The organism is Petrotoga sp. DB-2, assembly GCF_054051725.1.
Genome location: NZ_JBSVZD010000006.1, coordinates 67,619 through 84,118 on the forward strand (window position 1 = coordinate 67,619; position 16,500 = coordinate 84,118).

The window sequence follows — 16,500 nt, forward strand, 5'->3', positions numbered from 1 at the left end:
TTGATTAAACTGTACTTAGGTTACTATTTAGAAGTACTCACCGACAACCAACTTGAAGTTTTAGACAAACTCAAATTTGAAACTTATGAAAGAGAAAACATTCTTAAATTCAGAAAAGAAGTGAAAGACAAAAAGGAAATAGTGCAAGTACTAAAAATCTTAAAAACCTTTGAAATAGTACCTGGTTACGCACTTCAAAAAGACGAAGATTTCTATGATTTTGATGAAGAAGCATCTAAAAAAAATGAAATAATCATTGATGAACTGGGAGAAGGATTCCTGTTATTCCTTCTCTCAATTTTAGAAAAAGAAAAAGAAGCCATACAAAAGGACAAAGAAGCCTTAAAAGGAATCATAGAATCCTTATCTTATGATTACATGGTCCAGATAAATATATGGAACAGATACGGTTATGCAAGGTTGTACATAAAGCAAGAAAATGAAGATATCGGTTTTTTAGACTTGATACACAAATGGTACAAAAGCGAACCAGAATACGAACAATTCTTCAAAGACCTAATGAAGGATAAAAGAATACTAAATTTATCGCAGTATTTCTTAAAAAAAGAAGGATACAGAAAATAACAAAATTGGCGGGTTACAGAGTATAGTGAAGGACCCTAAACTCAGTAGAAGAGCTAAAAGTATTAGTAAAAAATTTTTCAAAAAGACGCCCTAAATGGGCGTTTTTCAATTAAAAATTGCCACTAAATGCTACTAACTCTCCTCATCAATACATATTTGAAGTCAATTAAAAAAACAGTTGAAAATCATATGGAAAAGTATATAATAAAGTTAATAACAGTGAAATACTTATTATCGACAATAAGAAAATTAGACAAACTGATATTATTGAAAGAAGGGGAGAAAGAGTACCTGAAGTGGAGGAACTTTAATGAAATATAAAAACGCCTTGTATTTTCTTTGGGAAGAGGTCTCTCGTTTTAAAAAAGAATTAATTATAAATTTCATACTGATTTTCTCATCAATACCACTAGTAGCCGTGACTCCATTTTTAATCGAAAACTTGATGCAAGAAATTACAACAATAAACGATGGGCAAGGGATGAAAAGTGCCTTAATTACAGCTTTACTGATTCTTGTTATTTATTCCCTCACACGTTTTATTTGGTTTTTAAGTGATTATCATGGAGACATTTTGAAACTGTTAGTGAAAGGGAGCTTGCGTGAGAAATTATATCTAAAGGTTCTAAAATTACCTGCCTCGTACCATAAAAGGAAGCCATCGGGTGAATTGATGGCGCGATTCACCTCTGATATAGACATAATTGGAGAAGAAGCGCTTTTTTTCACATCTGTTTTTCAAGCGTTAGCTGAATTTTCGGTAGGATGTTATGTCGCTTTTAAATTAAATACTTATTTAGCCCTAATATTTGTTTGTTCCCTGCCCATATACTTGTTATGCCAAAAGCAGTTCAAACCAAAGATGGAAAGTATGTCTTCGTTAGAACGAGAGGCAAACGATAACGTTGTGAAATCAATAGAAGAAGGGATAAATTCCTCAATTATCATAAGATTATTGGAAAAAACTACCTATTTTTACCATCTTTTTCAAAACAAGATCCGCAATTGGAATAACTCTATGAAAAACAAAAGTTTTTATGAAAAACTATATAATAGTATAACTATGTATATTGAAGAAGGTTTACCTATTATTATTTTGTGTATAGGTGCAATTTTATCAATGAGGGGTTTGGTAGATATTCCAACGCTGATCGCCTTTTTTACATTCGTTGGAAGGCTATATGTCCCAGTATGGAACTTAGCTTTTCTCTTCACTACCACACCAGCGGCTTTTCCATCAATAAATAGAATTGAAACTTTATTAAACCAAGAAGAGGAAAAAACACGTAAAGGGATGCCCTTTCCAAAAGAATTTACAATTGATTTCCACGACATTTTCTTCTCATATGAGGGAAATAATTATATATTAAAAAATATAAATTTACAAATCAGCAAAGGTGAAAAGATAGCCATTGTTGGATATACCGGAACAGGGAAAAGCACTTTGCTTTTACTATTAACCGAGCTATATAAACCGCAAAGAGGAGAAATACTGCTAAATAAATTAAAATTTTCACAATATGATCTTGTAGATTTACGAAGAAATATAAAATATGTAGAAAGTTCTCCTTTTATATTCAATGCAAGCATAGAAGAGAATATCTTATTAGGTGAAAAAGTTGAAAAAAGTACAATAAATAAGATTTTAGAAATCACACAACTAACAGAATTTTCAGAGTCTCTTAATAAAAATTGTTTGCTTTTATCCAGTGGGCAAAAGCAAAGAGTCAACTTAGCACGAACATTATTACATCCTCCTAAGGTGCTTTTGTTGGATGAAGCTACTTCTGCAATGGATTCACACACTGAAGAATTAATATTTGAAAGTCTAAAGGAAAAGGAAAAAGATATGGCAATAATCTTGGTTTCTCATCGCCTTTCAACAATAACAAAAGCAGATAAGATATATTTTATGGCAAACGGTACTATAGTGGATTCGGGCTCACACATAGAGTTATACAAAAAGAATGAAAGTTACAGAGAATTATTTAAGAAGCAGTATGTGAAAGATGCTCAGAATGACAGATAAAAACTTAAAAAACATTATAATGCATTTATAGAATTGTTCTAAAAGAAGAGAGGATACAAAGAGTTTGAGAAAATGGAGGTGTCGAATATGTTTGATAACGGTTTTGCTATTAAGCGGCATATTTGTTTTTGGCGGAGAAAATAAAGATACATTTCAGACAAGTGAGGTAGTACCCGACACGATTGTAAGTGTTGTGGAAGAAGTATGGTAAATGTTTGATTGATGTATTTACTTTGTGAAAAAAGCAACATTTGAAAAAGCCTAAAAGATTTAAAAAGGGAAAATTAAAAGAATACAGAGTGGTTATCAAAAATGGATAAATTTGGTTTCTTAGACTTTCTTGAAAAACGAGCCAATTAACTTTTAAATCAAACATAAGAGGAGGGAAAATTTGTGGGAATAATTTTAAAGAAGATTACAAAAACTTATAAAGAAGGACAAATTGAAAAGCATGCTCTGATAGATATTGATTTAGAAATTGAAGAAGGAAGCTTTGTAGCTATCATGGGAGAATCAGGTTCAGGGAAAACAACACTTTTAAACCTCATAGGTTTGATAGATGAAGTTACCTCAGGTAAGATAATTGTTGATAGCAAAGATGTGACAGCTTTAAATCCTGCAAAAAAGACTGAGTACAGAAAAAATAACATAGGTTTCATATTTCAGGATTTTAATTTGATAGATTCATTGAACGTAGAAGAAAACATCATGTTGCCGTTAATAATGAGCAATTATTCAAAAAACGAAATTTATGATAAAGTCAACGATGTAGCAAAAAGGATAGGGATTGAATCGTTGATAAATTATTACCCTATGCAAATCTCAGGGGGTGAAAAACAAAGGGCGGCAATCGCAAGGGCTGTTATTTGTAATCCCAAGATATTGTTAGCAGATGAACCTACCGGGGCGTTAGACACAAAGAATGCGAAAATTATTATGGATTTATTTGTTGAGATAAATAACCAAGGACAAACTATCTTATTAGTTACCCACAGTCCTTACATCGCCAGCTATGCTAAAGAAGTTGTTTTTTTGAAAGACGGATCTATCTTTTCTCAAAAAAGACGTGAAAATAAAAATAGAAATGATTTTTACAACGAGTTACTATCTGTAATTCTTTATTGATGGAGGGGATACGTTATGAAAAGAGGAATAATAACCAAAATCGTAACAAAACAAATAAAGCAAAGCAAAGAATTATATTATCCTTTCATTCTTTCACTTTTTACCAACGTATTTGCCATATTAATGTATTCAGAGTTAGGAACAAATATAGAGATAGTGGTTCCAACAAATAGCACTTTTTTTCAGGAATTTTTTTGGTTAGGGATCATCATATTAGGCCTTTTTTCTTTAATATTTCTTCTATATACTAACAATATAGTAACCAAAAGATATGCCAAAAACATTGGGGTTTTATTAACCATTGGCATCCCCAAAAAAGGTATATTTCTTGTGATCTCTTTACTGTACTTAATAATGTACGTAATTGGTTTTGTTTTAGCCAGTTTAGGCGCTTATATTTCAAAACTAATCATTGCCGGTATTATCAAAAGAACAACGGGAGTACTTGAAGCTAACCTTCTACAAGTTGATTTTTCATTACTTTTAAATGTGTTTTTATTTTTCTTCGTTCTTGTATTTATACTCATCATTCAAAGCTATATTATGATAAGTAGAAAAACTGTGAGACAGTTACTCTCCTTTTCAGCCGTTCCCACCAAGATACCAAAAAGTAGTAGTGGAAAAGCTGTTTTAGGATTAATCTTTATTATCTTTACTTGGACAATAATGACTAGGTTGAAAAGCTTTTTGGGAATATTTTTAGCTGTCCCTTTAATCATAATAGCAACCTATTTATTTTTTAATTATGTGAGCATAAATTACATAAGTAGAATGAAAAGAAGTAAAAAGTTTTTAAAAGTGGAAAACTTCATACCAACATCAAACTTACTTTTTAGGATGAGCAAAAACGGTATTTCCTTAGCGAATATCTGTATTTTATCAACATTGATACTTTTAGCCCTTACAACAGCATCTTCTGTATTCTTTGGAAAAGAAACAATGATTGACAACAGACTAAACAGAGACGTTTACATAGAAACAAATTCAGGAAATGAAAGTGCTAGTATAAAAGAAAGTATAAATATCCTCAAAGAAGAATATCAAGCCACTTTTGTAAATTATGCTGAATATGATGAATTTACAACTGACGCCATTCTAAAAGAGGATGTAATGTATTTTGGACTAACGCTAACGCCAGAAAACATTAGTAATCATTGGGCAATCTCAATAATTCCGTTAGAAGACTACAATAATTATGCTCCACAAAAGTTGTCATTGGAAGAAAATGAAATAGCTATCTATTCGCTTAGTAACCCTTTAAATCTTTCAACTTTAAAGATGCAAAACCAAGCTCTTCAAAAGGAATTCAAAATTTTGGAATTAGATTCTTTTTACATCAAAGAACGGATTCCAAGTTATTTGTTTAGGCACTTATATATCGTAGTTGATTCTATAAATGAAATTAACGAAATAGTAGGATCAACTGAAGAAAGTCACGTTATTTCGTTTGACGTGACAGAAGAGGTTGATACAGAATTTTTTTACTCTTTAGATGATACTTTAAAAAGAGAAGGAACGATTTTCTATGAGATCAAAAAAATAGTATCAGACGAATGGATAATGTACTTTGGGGGTGGCTTGATTTTGTTGATATTTATGAGTTTATTGTTTATGATGACTTTTATACTCACTTTATACTTCAAACAAATATCCGAAGGGTACGAAGATGCCAAAAGATACGATATTTACAGAAAGTTGGGAGTGAGCGAAAAAATAATAAAAAATAGCACCAGTAAACAGATGTTAAGAATATTCTCTATACCATTATTAGGTGCGTTACTTCATGGTATTTTCTCTCTTTTCTTAATAAGAAGAATATTATTAGCCTTCCGAATGAGCAATTTTATGATTATACTCAATTCTTTTCTTGTGATTGCCTTTATTTTTGCGGTTGTTTATTATATAAGTTACAAATTAACTTCAAGAGTATATTATAGGATCATTTCATAAATTTAGTGCATTTTTTCTGTGATTGGAGATTAAATAAAAAAATGGGGTTTTCTGATTAAATAAATTTTATAGCTAAAAGTACCACAAAAACCGTTTTCAAAAATGCATTGTTAAATGGTCAACAAGTAACAACAAATTTGTCTGTAGGGAGATGGATTTGATGGATATTATAGAAATAAAAAATCTCTGCAAAGAATAGAAAGGAAAAGAAGAGCCTGCTTTGAAAAATATAGACATCTCAATTAAAGAAGTAAAAATCGGGTAAAAGCGATATTTATCAGACTTATAGTATAATTAAGTTGAACAAACAAAAAAGAAAACTCTTTACCAATCTTTTAGTACACTCTTTCCCCTAAAGGGACCTCTTTATCGGGATGCAGTAAAACAACCTGTCCTTTTTCGTTATTTACTCCCAATACAAGAACTTCTGAAATAAAATTAGCAATCTGCTTTGGTGGGAAATTGGTAACCGCAATGACAAGTCGATTTAAAAGTTCCTCTTTTTTATATACCTCTGTAATTTGAGCGCTTGAATGTTTTAATCCATACTCTCCAAAATCGATGGTAAGTTGATAAGCAGGCTTTCTTGCTTTTGGAAAGTCACCAACTTGTATAATTTTCCCTACTCTCATCTCAACTTTTGCAAAATCTTCGTATTGAATCAACTTCCTTCGCTCCTTTGTTTACAACTCATTATAAAATACCTTCGATATATAATCCAAAATTGAATTTATAAACTGTTCTTTATTCACAATTTCACACAATAGTTTAATGTTTATTTCTCAACCCCTTTTTTCTTTACTCACTAGCAACAAAAATATAAAATAAAATTCACTTCAAAAACCTTTTCTTTGGAATGTTAACAACTCTCGAAGCTTCTATATTTTTTTCTTAAGTTCATTATATCATAACTCTCTTATAATAAGTAAAAGAAATGGCAAAAACAGTATATTCGGCAAAAAAATCGTAAATATTTTAACATAACTTTTTTTTGACAAATCTCTGTAATAGTTTATCAATGCATATTGGAAGTCAATTAAAAAAATAGTTGAAAACCATATGAAAAAGTATATAATAAAATTAAGATCTTTAGAAGGGTGGGGAGCGAGTTTCACATCCATACATATCATACGAAGGTGGAAGAAGAAAAAGTAACGCTGTGGGGCTTCTCGTGTTTGATAACCCATTCATAGTTAGAATCCTTCTATTTTTATTCATATTTTTTGTGGGAATAAATGGAAATCTGTGGAAAAAGTTAATTATTTTAGAAAACTGGCAAAATCTTATTTTGATATTTTGGGGATTAATGGCTATATTAAGAATCATCTACTTCGTAGATATCTTTGGTAAAAAACTAATGGTTGAATAAGAAAAAGAAAATGCTGTGATGAACGGAGGCAAAGGGAACAGATATTAAGTTTTAGAATTTTTAAAGGCAGTAATTTTATAAAAACCGGAGGATAAGATCTATGGGGCGTTTTGGTAAATCAATCAAACTTGACTCTACAATAATGAAATATTATTTTATTATTATACTTTACGAAAGTATTGATAAATTATTCGGCACTGTATATGTTGCTCATATGGGTATAAGGGGATTAACCTCATTTCAAATCGGACAGGTATTAGCGATTGCTTCAATAGCGTTAAGTATATTAGACTTTCCAACTGGAAACATTGCTGATAAATACGGTCGGAAAAAATCGTTAGTGTTAGGATTTTTTATATGGTCCATCGGGTTACTGGTATTTTTCCAAGCAAATAATCTATTCACTTTTATCTTGAGTATTTTATTTTGGGCAGCCGGTGTTGCATTGATTAGCGGCACTCCGGGAGCTTGGTTTGTAGATGAAATTACTAAAGAAGGTCGAGCACATTTAAAAGCGAAAGTGTTTCCGAATGCAAATGCAATTTCACTAATATTCGGAGCTATTATAGCTTTACTGTCCTCTGTTCTTGCAATTGGTCGTCCGGATTTTCCCTTATTGGTTGCTGGTATAATGGCACTTGGGACATCGATCATTCTTATTTTCATTTTAAATGAAAATTACGGAGATAGGGCAATTTCATTTAGAAAAGCCCTTGTTCGAAACACAATTGATATTTTTAAAAGTACCACAATGAGATTAATTTTGATTTACTCTATGACAGGAATAATTGCTTTCCAGACCTTTGTAATGATATGGCAATTATATATGGTCAAAGAGCTTAAATTGTCTACTGCATACTTAGGTTTTACAATGGCAATTTTTCTTGTAGTTTTAGCCGTTGGAAATAGTTTAGCAGGCATACTTCTAAAGCGTTTTGAAGGTGTGAAAGTATCAATAATGGGGCAAAGTTTAATTGCAATTGGTTCTATTACAATCGCTTCTCACGCTTCAATTGTTGCTTTCTACTTAGGAGCCAGTTTAATAGAATTGGGATTGGGCATAGATAAGAGTGCTAGTTCAGTATGGGTTCACGATCTCATTCCAAGTGAGAGGAGAGCATCTTATATTTCAGCTATTTCTGCTGCTGGATCCTTGTTTGGTTTCACTATCCCTTTGGTAAGTGGTTATATTGCGGATCAAATAGGTTTTCGCTACAATTGGTTGTTAGCCTTTATAGGAAGTATTATTACTATTACTCTATTAATCAAAATTGGTACAAAAATAAGAACTGTGAGAGAAGTGATTGAGAATGTTGAGGAATCAAATTAGTGAAATTAATGCTTGTTTTCATAAGGTATTATCAGGAGGTTAAAAGGGATGAATCAAAAAAAGTTAGACCAAGAAAAATCCATGAAAAAATTTATGATAATTTGGATAGGGCAATTCGTCTCTATTTTAGGTTCTGGTTTGACAACTTTTGGGTTATCTGTCTGGGTTTTAGAAGCAACTGGAAGTGCAATGACTTTTACTATGACTGTTTTAATGCGGATTTTACCAGGGATAATCTTTGCACCGATCGCAGGAACAGTCGCTGATAGGAAAAACAGGAAAAATATAATTATATTCACAGACGCATTTGACGCACTTTTAAAAATGTTTATGATCATATTGCTTATAACGGGGCAAATGAAACTATGGATGATTTTCCCTATTAACTTCATATCTGCAGTATTTGGGACATTTCAAGGGCCTGCATTCACTGCCTCTATTCCAGAAATTGTTCCTAAGAAAAACCTTGGTAGGGCAAATGGAATGATGCAATTAATCCCATCCATTCAAAATATAATAGCACCTGTAGTAGCAGGAGCCCTATACCCTTTAATTGGTTTATCAGGTTTATTAACAATCGATTTTATAACATTCTTTGTAGCAATAGGGACAGTCCTATCACAAAAAATCCCACAGCCTGTTATCGAAGATAAAAGGGTAAATATGGGTAATATAATCAATGATTTTAAATATACCCTTACATATTTAAAAGGAAAACAAGGTTTTTTCTCACTCATAGCTGTATTTGCCCTGTTAAACTTTATAGCTAATTTATGTATTGTGCTTGTTGGACCAATAATAATGGGCAATTATAATTCAGTAATTTATGGGATGGTAAATTCCATATCGGGAATAGCATTAGTTTTAGGAGGGTTAGTTGCAAGTGTTATACCAACTATTAAAAATAGGGTAAAAGCGATATTTATCAGCCTCATACTATCAGGTATAGGTTTGTGTGTGATGGGTGTATCGCCTGTTTGGTATATAATTGGCGTGGGATTTTTCATATTTATGTTGCCTGTTCCATTCACAAATGCAACATTGGGTACCATAATGCAGCTAAAAATTGAGGGTAAAGTTTTGGGTAGAGTGGGCGCTGTGATAGATGGACTTTTGAAAATTATAACTCCAGTTGCAATTGTATTATCAGGTGTTTTGGCAGAAAAAGTATTCAATCCACTTCTTATAGATGGAGGCACATTAGCGAATACGTGGATTGGCTCTTTAATAGGTGTTGGGAAAAACAGGGGGATAGGACTTATGTTCATTCTATCTGGTTTGATTTTATGTTTCGTTTGTGTTTTAATGCTATTTAATAAAGTAGTAATGAACCTAGAAGAAAATAATCCAGATGCTGTTTTGGATTAAGAAAAAGTGAGCTCGATTCTTTCCCGAAAATATGGGTTAATTAATCTCGAGTTAAATTAAGTTTACCTATCTAAGGGAGTAGCGTCCTCTCTTTTCTTTTAAACATGATTTCCACTTATAGAGGAGGAGAAATGAATTTAACAAACTTGCGTAAGATATTATCTTTTTATTCTTTGATTGGGAAACGAAGGCTTATACCCATATTGATTGGTGGCTTCCTTGCAACATCATCAGTTGTATTCGGTTTTTTCATTCCATTGCTGGTAAGAAACATCATAGACGGGTTAACAATAAATATGCACATGGAATGGAACTCCATTTATCTTTTAGCGATCTTATACACTGCCTCGTTTATCTTAACCTACATTTGCGACCAAATTTATTTACGTGAAAAATTCAAAGCTGCCGCGAATCTATCAAATCGTATTTTCAAACTCTCTTTCTTTTTCCCTTGGAAAAAACTTAAGCAACAAGGTTCGGCATACTATGCTTCTTTGATTAATAATCAACTTAACGAAGCTTTTGTCGTTCTTGATTATGGTTTTATTCGCAACATTTTTGTGCTTATACGTATGGTACTAATTTTGGTAATGGTTTTCGCTTGGAGTAAATTCTTTTTCTTCTTGTTTGTGGTGAATGTGGCGATTGTAGGTATATACACAAATATTATTGATCGAGTAAGCCATCGCCCTTACTCCCGAGGGTATGAATTAATGAGACAAGCAACGAATTTCATAGTTGAAACTTTCGAAAATCTCCATGAAATTTTTGCAGGAGAAGCAAAATCAAAACGTGAAAATGAATATGAAAGAATATACCAAAAGATTACGGACTCAGCACTGGAAGCAGAAATACCAAGATCAAGGTTTGATAAATTGATGGTTGATCTGCCAGATTATTTTTCTCGTCTAATAATCTTGGTATATGGGAGTTTTTTAGTAATTAATGGACGTATGACCGTTGGAACAATATGGGCATTGTGGACATATTTTTCCTTTGTGACGGAACCTTTATACCTATTTCGGGAATTGGCCCGAATTGCAGTACGTGTTTCTGCAAATCTTGATACCATCCTTAATTATTTCGACGAAGCAGAACATGCACAAAAGAATTACAAAAAGTATGAAATAATCCCGGTTCCAAAGGCCCCTGTATATAGTCTGAAAGATGTCAGTTTTGGTTTTGAATTTGATAAACCGTTTCTAAAAAAAATTTCCTTAAACGTTCAGCATGGGGAAACAATTGCTATTGTAGGTTTATCAGGAGAAGGAAAATCCACTTTACTCAATATACTACTTGGATTAGAGCAAAACTATGAAGGAGAAGTAAAACTCTTAGGTAATGAATTAAAAGGGACCTACCCCCTGGCAGTGTTCAAATATGTTGGATATTACTCTCAAACTGTTGGGATTTTCAATGACACGTTTGAAAACAATATCGTTATGGGAAGAAAGTTAGACGAGGAACGCTTGAAAAAAGTAATCGATGATCTTAAATTGGATCATTTAAAAGGAAGACTTTTAGGAGAAGGAGGTAGTTTTGTTTCTGGCGGTGAAAAACAACGAATACAACTTGCAAGGTTATTTTACGCTGAAAAAGATGTAGTAGTAGTTGACGAACCACTTACTAATCTAGATACCATAAACGAAAGTATTTTACTTGAAAAACTTGAAGGTTATTTATCCACACGTTCTGGGATTATTATTTCCCATAAACCAAATGTTATTAGTCTTGCAAATAGGGTATTTGTGTTAAAAAATGGAACGGTTGCAGCGACAGGTAGCTTTAGTGAGCTTATGGCCGGAGATGATACTTTCAAAGGAATAATTGAAAGCTATCTATCAAGTGCTAACGAGATCGGACGAAAGAAGAGGGAATAAATTTTTTGGATCTCTTTCAAAAAGTAAAGATAGAAAAATTAGAAACTTGCGTACTAGATGATAAATAATAGTCATTTAAATAAGGAATTGGTTGCAATGTATTTATGTCTCTGAGCTAACCAATCTTTTTCGTAGAAGTATAATATGATCGAATTCCTTTTATAGATTTTCAAAAACATATGGTATAATATAAACAGTCCAACAAACTATCGTGTAACCAAAAGGGGGATCTGATGAAAGGTACCAACATAACCCGCAACAGTCAAGACATTATCTTCAAAAAGATGTCGGAACTATTCAAAGATGAAACCCTCGAATATTATGAATTAAACTTACCAAAGATAATCTCAGTAAAACCAACAGAACTACCGGTAATAAACGTATCAGACAGAAACATGGATTTTGTATTCGAACTAGAAGACAACTCACTATTACACTTAGAATTTCAAACCACGTGGAAGAAAGCAGACTTACTAAGATTTGCACAATACGACATAGCGTTATACCAAAAAGAAAGAAGAAAGATAAACACGGTGGTAATATACTCAGGGAAATATGAAAGTGCAGAAAATGAATTGGACATGGGATCAAATAAATATAAAGTTTTACAAGTATTCATGATAAAGTACGATGGAATAAAAAGGTACAAAGAAATAAAAGGAAAGATAGAAAAAGGAGAATCACTAACGGATAAAGACTTAATGGATTTAGTATTCTTACCCTTGATGAGAAACGAAAAAAGCGAAGAAGAAGTGACAAAAGAGGCGTTAGAGTTAGCGATTGAGATACCAGATGAAAACAAAAAAGAAGCGGTAATAGGATCATTATTAGGGTTCTCAGACAATTATGTAAGGGAAGAGTACCTAAACAAACTGAAAGAGGTGATACGAATGACAAAAATAGGAGCCTCATTATTTCAAGAAGGCATGGAAAAAGGGGAAAGAAAAGGCGAAAGAGAATTTGCAATTAGAATATTAAGCAAAAGATTTGGTAACCAATTAACCGAAGAGTTAAAAGATAAAATAAGAAAAGCAGATGAGAAGACGATAGATTATATAGGAGATAACTTGTTAGAAATAACTATAGAAGACCTAAAAGAGTTACTACTTAAATAAATTCTAAAAAGGCGCCCGAAAAGGGCGTTTTTCAATTAAAAATTGCTGATAATTTCCACAAACTCTCCTCTTTCCTCCCCTTCAAACACATAAAAAGAAATAGCAGAAGGTTTTCTCTTCAACGTATATTTTTTCACGAATGGATCAATCTCTTTTGGTACTTTCGGTGTGAATTCTTTGGGTATATCCTTTAAATCGTAGTACCTACCGTAATTCATTATGAACTTTTCTACTGTCTTTTGTTGAGTTGTATCAAGGCCAATGTAATTCTCTATGAACTCTTTTAAATTCTTTTTATTCAAATCTTTCATAAACCTTTTTACAACTTCTTTCCTTCCCAAATAAAAAGGATGTTCGTTGAAGGTTATATTTTTGTTTGTGTAGATTTTTGGTTCTTGAACGGTTGTTAGTAAAGAATTAAAATCTATCTTTGGATTTCTTTCAAAGATAGAGTTTATTAACTCTTTCGTGTAGTAATCACATCTTTCTTCAATTAAACTGTCGTCTTGTATCTCTTTAATTATCTTTTTTAGATCAATCTCTTCTTTGTAGTAATGAACGAGGTAAGATGTAAAGAGTTCTGATATTTGTCTTTCTTTTAGAAGGTTTTTAAACTTTTCAAGGTTTATCTCAAACTTTTTATCTATATCCTTCTTTTTCAATTCTTTGATTATACATATAGGTGTGGATGTGGTGATTTCAAACTCAAGAGCATCTATTATGTTTCTCAAGGTATTTGGTTGAATGTACTGTGTCTTTGCAGATAAAAACTCTTTCAACGTTCTTTCAGGAATGTTCATTGAATCAATGGGTATCTTTTCTTTTCCTATCTCTTTCCTTATGAAAGCTCTCAGTTTTGGTGTACTTCTGTGTTGGTTGTTATCCAAATTGAATACAAAGTACTTTAATTGGTTAATGATATCTTTAAAAGTATTCTTTATCGATTCACCTTCTGCTTTGTTTAGTTGAGATAAACATTTCGAAAAGATAAAGGCGGTCTCATAAACCAAAGGATCGTTATTATTCTTCTGTACTTGAAACATAGTATCAAGTGAATTGAAAACTTTAAAGTTATTATCTTCAAAATAGTAACCAAGGTAGAATCCTAATGGAAAAATAAAAGCTAAAGCCTTTTCTTTGTTAATATCTTTCAACCACCAAGATGAATTGTTTAAAGCTTGCACCATACCAGAAGGATGTGGAATAGTTTTTAAAACCTTAAATGCTTCAACGTTTAAAGCAACTGCTTCTTCGTATCTTTCTTTGTTCTTTTTCCCTCTTGCTTTTGATAGCAATATGAAACCTTTGGCGGTGGGAGCATTTTCATAACTTTCACTCCAATATCTTATCTTTTCCATATTTTCATCGGGTTCATAATACAATTCATGTATATTTTTTAGAGTTTCTACAACAAGGTCTCTGACATAAACAGGTATATTATCAAAATTATCCTTTAGTTCGTCGAATACTTTTTTAACGCTCTCTTTTTGTTTAATTCTATTCAATATATAAATTTTTTGATCCAAAAAAAGGTAGTACAAACCACCTTTTTTCAACTCCTGTAACTCTTCATCTATTATCTCAAGGGCTTCATCGTATTTAACATCCCATTTTAATTTCAAAAAGTTTATGTAATTGACGATGCTTTTATTTTTATCTGATCTATCACTTTCTAAGTAATGAACAACATAATTCAAAATTGGTCTTATGAACTGTCCTTTGTTCACAATTTCAACCAATAGTTTAATGTTCATTTCTTAACCCTCTTTTCTTTACTCAATAGAAACAAAATATAAAATAAAATTTACTTCAAAAATCCTTTCTTCCGAATGTTAACAACTCTTGAAGCTTCTATATTTTATTCTAAAGTTCATTATATCATAACTCTCTTATAATAATTAAAAGAAAGACAAATGCATTGTATCCGATAAAAAACACAGTAAATAATTTTAACATAAGTTTTTTTGACCGATCTTTGTAATACTTTATTAATAAATATTTGAACCCACTTAAAAAACACTTGAAAACCATATGGGAAAGCGTATGATTAAAGTGAGGGATTGGATTATTTGTGAGACATTAGTTTTAAATCAAAAGAATAATCTAAGGGGATGAGGAAGGATGAAGAAGTTTGTTGTTGTTTTGTTGATCAGTGTTGAATTATAAAATTAAACAAAAAAGTTGACTTTTTATACAATATGTGTTATAGTTAAATATAACAACAAAACATTGGGGGTGATTGTAAATGTCCAGGTACAATTATTTGTTAAAGCTTGTCTTTGCAGCTGTTTTCGGTATTTCGGCTCTTTTTATACCTTCCTTCTTTTTCAAAATCATTTTTTCGATAGTTGCGATTGTTTTTCTGGCTCTTAACCTGAAAAGTTTTAAAATCTTGTTTGTTATTTTAGCGATGGTTTTATTTGTGATTCCAGCAAGTATATTTTCTTATTTTATAGACTCGCATATAGATTGGGATAATTTATGGAATAATATTTTCAACTGGGAAGAATTATATAACCAAAACGGTTATAGCTACAATTCTAATACTGAAGAAATCCAACCTGATATCTACATAGAAAGGGCTGAAAACCTACAAATTAATGGAATAAATTATGAAATAATTTTTGATGAAACGTCTGACCAGATCTACATTCCTAGTCAAATTAATTGTATGAGAAATGAAGATACTTTAACTTTAACATCAGACGTTCAAGATCAAAAATATATCATAGTAATTGGCTCAAAAGTACCCTACAAGAACATAAGAATAAACTCAACAGGTTTGAATGTATTGGGGAATTTAGAAGTAGAAAATTTTGATTTAAATACCACTGGGCTTGATTTCAATGTAACACTTGAAGCGAGTAATCTTTCGATAAATTCTGCAGGTTTAAGTTTAGGTGGTAATATACACGTAGACCAAGCTGAAATTAATGCATCAGGGATTAGTTGGGATGGCTTGGTAGATGCCGAAGAGTTAACGTTAAACGGTGCTGGTATGGAAATTGATCTCTCAGTAATTAACGCAGAACATATTTATATTAACGGCGCAGCGTTGACAGGTACCATAAAATACCTGGATAAATGGGTAGGTACGAGGTATTTATCAATTAAAGGGGCTTATGGTGATCTAGAACTTCTAGAACCTTCGGATAATGAAGGAAGGTTAAAGCTCGATACCCAAGGCAGAATTAAGATCAGAAGAAAAAAATATTGAAAGGGTTGTAAATATGCTGTATGAAGTAGATAAACACAGTGGGATACCATCTTATTTACAAATAATGAACCAAATAAAAAAGGAAATAATTATGGGAAATCTAAAAGAAGGTGATCAATTACCACCTGTTAGGGAGTTGAGTACAGTTTTCAAAGTCAACATAAACACGATTTTAAAAGCTTTAGACAAGTTAGAAACATCAGGATACATAGAAGCCCAACATGGAATAGGTTTTTTTGTTTCAAAGAATATTGATTTAAAAAAAGGCATTGTTGATGAGATTAGAAATTGTGTAGAAAAATTAAAAAAGGAAGACATAGACTTAGAAACTATAAAATTAATTTTGGAGGAGGTTTGGAAAGATGGTCAATTTTCTGAATAAGTTGGAAGTTTATTTTCAAAAAGAGTTTACTGAAAAAAGTGGAAGAATATTTATATTCTCTTTGATTTTTTTAGGTTCTCTTCCAAAAAGTGTGGGTAGAAAAAATGAAATATGAACAAATGATTAAATAATCTGGTATCATGTAAGAAA

General features: G+C 31.7%; 14 protein-coding genes. 12 read left to right on the forward strand and 2 right to left on the reverse strand.

What is annotated here, in order from left to right:
* From ACW9JY_RS03875 to ACW9JY_RS03890, 4 genes are all read left to right on the forward strand, one after another.
* Positions 1-585, forward strand: coding sequence for a hypothetical protein (locus ACW9JY_RS03875; RefSeq protein ID WP_457283457.1), 585 nt, complete (start codon positions 1-3; stop codon positions 583-585).
* Positions 586-895: 310 nt separating this feature from the next.
* On the forward strand, positions 896-2,614 hold the full coding sequence (locus tag ACW9JY_RS03880; RefSeq protein WP_457283458.1) for an ABC transporter ATP-binding protein: 1,719 nt from the start codon (positions 896-898) through the stop codon (positions 2,612-2,614).
* A 393-nt stretch (positions 2,615-3,007) separates the two neighbouring features.
* Positions 3,008-3,739, forward strand: coding sequence for an ABC transporter ATP-binding protein (locus ACW9JY_RS03885; RefSeq protein ID WP_457283459.1), 732 nt, complete (start codon positions 3,008-3,010; stop codon positions 3,737-3,739).
* A gap of 15 nt (positions 3,740-3,754) precedes the next feature.
* A complete protein-coding gene (locus ACW9JY_RS03890; RefSeq protein WP_457283460.1) occupies positions 3,755-5,689 on the forward strand; it encodes a hypothetical protein in 1,935 nt (644 codons plus the stop codon).
* A gap of 335 nt (positions 5,690-6,024) precedes the next feature.
* Here the strand turns inward: ACW9JY_RS03890 and ACW9JY_RS03895 are convergent, their stop codons facing one another.
* Positions 6,025-6,354 (reverse strand): tRNA-binding protein, encoded by a 330-nt coding sequence (locus ACW9JY_RS03895; protein WP_103076178.1) that lies wholly within the window; start codon positions 6,352-6,354, stop codon positions 6,025-6,027.
* 506 nt (positions 6,355-6,860) lie between these two features.
* Between ACW9JY_RS03895 and ACW9JY_RS03900 the strand changes: the two genes are divergently transcribed.
* From ACW9JY_RS03900 to ACW9JY_RS03920, 5 genes are all read left to right on the forward strand, one after another.
* On the forward strand, positions 6,861-7,058 hold the full coding sequence (locus tag ACW9JY_RS03900) for a hypothetical protein (protein WP_457283461.1): 198 nt from the start codon (positions 6,861-6,863) through the stop codon (positions 7,056-7,058).
* A gap of 100 nt (positions 7,059-7,158) precedes the next feature.
* The gene (locus ACW9JY_RS03905) at positions 7,159-8,388 is read left to right on the forward strand and encodes an MFS transporter (protein WP_457283462.1); all 1,230 of its coding nucleotides are present in this window, start codon (positions 7,159-7,161) and stop codon (positions 8,386-8,388) included.
* Positions 8,389-8,436: 48 nt separating this feature from the next.
* The gene (locus ACW9JY_RS03910) at positions 8,437-9,756 is read left to right on the forward strand and encodes an MFS transporter (RefSeq protein WP_457283463.1); all 1,320 of its coding nucleotides are present in this window, start codon (positions 8,437-8,439) and stop codon (positions 9,754-9,756) included.
* 131 nt (positions 9,757-9,887) lie between these two features.
* The gene (locus ACW9JY_RS03915) at positions 9,888-11,636 is read left to right on the forward strand and encodes an ATP-binding cassette domain-containing protein (protein WP_457283464.1); all 1,749 of its coding nucleotides are present in this window, start codon (positions 9,888-9,890) and stop codon (positions 11,634-11,636) included.
* Positions 11,637-11,869: 233 nt separating this feature from the next.
* A complete protein-coding gene (locus ACW9JY_RS03920; protein ID WP_457283465.1) occupies positions 11,870-12,751 on the forward strand; it encodes a hypothetical protein in 882 nt (293 codons plus the stop codon).
* 35 nt (positions 12,752-12,786) lie between these two features.
* Here the strand turns inward: ACW9JY_RS03920 and ACW9JY_RS03925 are convergent, their stop codons facing one another.
* Positions 12,787-14,505, reverse strand: coding sequence for a hypothetical protein (locus ACW9JY_RS03925; RefSeq protein ID WP_457283466.1), 1,719 nt, complete (start codon positions 14,503-14,505; stop codon positions 12,787-12,789).
* A 491-nt stretch (positions 14,506-14,996) separates the two neighbouring features.
* Here ACW9JY_RS03925 and ACW9JY_RS03930 point away from each other — a divergent pair, with 491 nt between their 5' ends.
* The 3 genes from ACW9JY_RS03930 to ACW9JY_RS03940 are packed head-to-tail and all read left to right on the forward strand — an operon-like array spanning position 14,997 to position 16,465.
* Complete coding sequence (locus tag ACW9JY_RS03930) at positions 14,997-15,968, forward strand: hypothetical protein (protein WP_457283467.1); 972 nt, start codon at positions 14,997-14,999, stop codon at positions 15,966-15,968.
* 13 nt (positions 15,969-15,981) lie between these two features.
* The gene (locus ACW9JY_RS03935) at positions 15,982-16,350 is read left to right on the forward strand and encodes a GntR family transcriptional regulator (protein WP_103076172.1); all 369 of its coding nucleotides are present in this window, start codon (positions 15,982-15,984) and stop codon (positions 16,348-16,350) included.
* A complete protein-coding gene (locus ACW9JY_RS03940) occupies positions 16,331-16,465 on the forward strand; it encodes a hypothetical protein (protein WP_457283468.1) in 135 nt (44 codons plus the stop codon). Before ACW9JY_RS03935 ends, ACW9JY_RS03940 begins: the two co-directional genes overlap by 20 nt.
* Positions 16,466-16,500: the final 35 nt, after the last annotated feature.

Excerpts from the sequence above, each read along its gene's own strand:
- ACW9JY_RS03930 (WP_457283467.1), top strand. The coding sequence starts at position 14,997 with ATGTCCAGGTACAATTATTTGTTAAAGCTTGTCTTTGCAGCTGTTTTC.
- ACW9JY_RS03910 (WP_457283463.1), top strand. The coding sequence starts at position 8,437 with ATGAATCAAAAAAAGTTAGACCAAGAAAAATCCATGAAAAAATTTATG.
- ACW9JY_RS03915 (WP_457283464.1), top strand. The coding sequence starts at position 9,888 with ATGAATTTAACAAACTTGCGTAAGATATTATCTTTTTATTCTTTGATT.
- ACW9JY_RS03940 (WP_457283468.1), top strand. The coding sequence starts at position 16,331 with ATGGTCAATTTTCTGAATAAGTTGGAAGTTTATTTTCAAAAAGAGTTT.
- ACW9JY_RS03935 (WP_103076172.1), top strand. The coding sequence starts at position 15,982 with ATGCTGTATGAAGTAGATAAACACAGTGGGATACCATCTTATTTACAA.
- ACW9JY_RS03920 (WP_457283465.1), top strand. The coding sequence starts at position 11,870 with ATGAAAGGTACCAACATAACCCGCAACAGTCAAGACATTATCTTCAAA.
- ACW9JY_RS03905 (WP_457283462.1), top strand. The coding sequence starts at position 7,159 with ATGGGGCGTTTTGGTAAATCAATCAAACTTGACTCTACAATAATGAAA.
- ACW9JY_RS03925 (WP_457283466.1), bottom strand. The coding sequence starts at position 14,505 with ATGAACATTAAACTATTGGTTGAAATTGTGAACAAAGGACAGTTCATA.
- ACW9JY_RS03880 (WP_457283458.1), top strand. The coding sequence starts at position 896 with ATGAAATATAAAAACGCCTTGTATTTTCTTTGGGAAGAGGTCTCTCGT.
- ACW9JY_RS03890 (WP_457283460.1), top strand. The coding sequence starts at position 3,755 with ATGAAAAGAGGAATAATAACCAAAATCGTAACAAAACAAATAAAGCAA.